Here is a 1,623-nt window from a genome sequence, read left to right as displayed (position 1 = left end):
CAGATCGGGGTCGCTGCGCTCAACATCCCCGAGGAGTACGACGGCGCGGGCGCCACGTTCTTCGAGACCGCCGTCGTCCTCGAGGAGCTCGGCCGCTCGCTCGCGCCCTCGCCGTTGCTGGCCACCGTCGTGGCGGCGGAGGCACTACTCGCGGGCGGCACGGAGGACGCGAAGCAGCGCCTGCTCCCTCGCATCGCTGCCGGGGAGATCGCCACCATCGTCCTCGACGGGCCGGTGCTCGATGCCGACCGTGCCGCCATCGTGCTGGCGGTCATCGGCGACGACCTCGTCGAGGTCACCGGCGCCACCGCCACGTGGACCGAGTCGATGGACCAGTCGGTCCGCCTCGGGCGCCTCGACCTCGCCACCGCACAGACGGCCGTCGTCGGTGACGGCGCGGCGGCCCGCACCCGTGCCGAGCTGGTCGGCGCCGCAGCCGTGTCCGCACTCGCGGTGGGGCTGAGCGATCGTGCCCTGCAGATGACCACCGACTACACGAAGGAGCGGGTGCAGTTCGGCCGGCCGATCGGCTCGTTCCAGGCGATCAAGCACCGCCTGGCCGAGGTCTTCGCCCGGACCGAGCTGGCGCGTTCAGCGAGCTGGGCGGCGTCGTACGCACTGGCCGAGGGCGAGGACCCGGCGGAAGCGGCGTTCCTCACCCACGCTGCAGCGTCGTACGCGCTCGAGACGGCTCAGCTGGCGGCGAGCGAGTGCATCCAGCTGCACGGCGGGATCGCGATCACCTGGGAGCACGACGCACACCTGGTCTTCAAACGAGCCCATTCCCTGAGCCACCTCTTCGGCGCACCACACCGACACCGGGAATCCGTGGCGCTCTGATCACCCGCCGGGGCGTGGGTGTCCGGGGCCGGGCCTTCTCGCTCTCCGTGTGCACGACCGCGGTGAATCCGTCCTCGCCCTGCAGGGCGGCCCGGATGGAGGGTGCGGCGAGGCGGACGACCTCGTCGACCGTCGCGGACGCCAGGGGCTCCAGCTTCAGGACGTAGCGAGTCATGGCGAGGCCGATCAGCTGGGACGCCACCAGCTCGGCCTTCATGGCCGACATCTGGCGACGCTCCGAGATCGGCATGAAGCGCGGGTTCAGGACCGCCTTGTTGATCCAGCCGTAGAGCTTGGGCGCGCCCGGACCGAAGCGCGTGGAGTTCCGGACCATGCCGAGCATCCGCTGCCGCGTGCGGGGGTGCTCGCAGAGCAGCAGGAAGCGCCGCAGCAGGCGGATCGCGAAGTCTTCGGTGGGGTCAAGGCTGTGCATGTCGACTCGATGGTGCCCTAGCCGAAGTGCTTTTCGTCAGCCCACGGGCTGGGTACACCCCGTGGCGCTCACCACAGCCAGCGATCGATCGAGGGGCAGCGGACAGGGCACCACGCGCACGCCGACCGCTCCGCTCGTCCGCGTCGCGGTGCGGACCCGGAACCACTGCACGCCCACCCGGGAGGGTCGGACCTGGTACGCGACCCTGCCGTAGCGGTCGGTCACCTTGCTGCCGATCCGGTGCCATGCCCCGCTCGCTGAGTACTTCACGGACAGGTAGGTCCGGGTCCGTGCGGACGTCCGGGCCGTGAGCCGCACCAGTTGTCCGCGCTGGACGAGGGTCGGTGTGG

3 protein-coding genes are annotated in these 1,623 nt (G+C 71.0%); 1 reads left to right on the top strand and 2 read right to left on the bottom strand.

Annotation, left to right across the window (positions count from 1 at the left end):
* Positions 1-840, top strand: an 840-nt coding sequence (locus ACOADB_RS10645; protein ID WP_378598017.1) for an acyl-CoA dehydrogenase family protein, incomplete at its 5' end; no start/stop codon positions are given.
* Here ACOADB_RS10645 and ACOADB_RS10640 read toward each other — a convergent pair.
* Both ACOADB_RS10640 and ACOADB_RS10635 read right to left on the bottom strand, forming a co-directional pair.
* Positions 770-1,273: a hypothetical protein gene (locus tag ACOADB_RS10640; RefSeq protein WP_378598015.1), complete on the bottom strand. Its 504-nt coding sequence runs from the start codon at positions 1,271-1,273 to the stop codon at positions 770-772. The two genes, ACOADB_RS10645 and ACOADB_RS10640, sit on opposite strands and share 71 nt — an antisense overlap.
* A gap of 36 nt (positions 1,274-1,309) precedes the next feature.
* Positions 1,310-1,623: hypothetical protein (locus ACOADB_RS10635; RefSeq protein WP_378598013.1), on the bottom strand; the 314-nt coding region annotated here is incomplete at its 5' end.

This window comes from Nocardioides sp. CPCC 206348 (genome assembly GCF_048654705.1).
Lineage (GTDB): Bacteria > Actinomycetota > Actinomycetes > Propionibacteriales > Nocardioidaceae > Nocardioides.
Note: the sequence above shows the minus strand (reverse complement) of the source record. Positions and strands in the feature narration are given on the sequence as shown.

Bases quoted from the DNA above. Each gene is read 5' to 3' on its own strand.
- ACOADB_RS10640 (WP_378598015.1), bottom strand. From the start codon at position 1,273: ATGCACAGCCTTGACCCCACCGAAGACTTCGCGATCCGCCTGCTGCGG.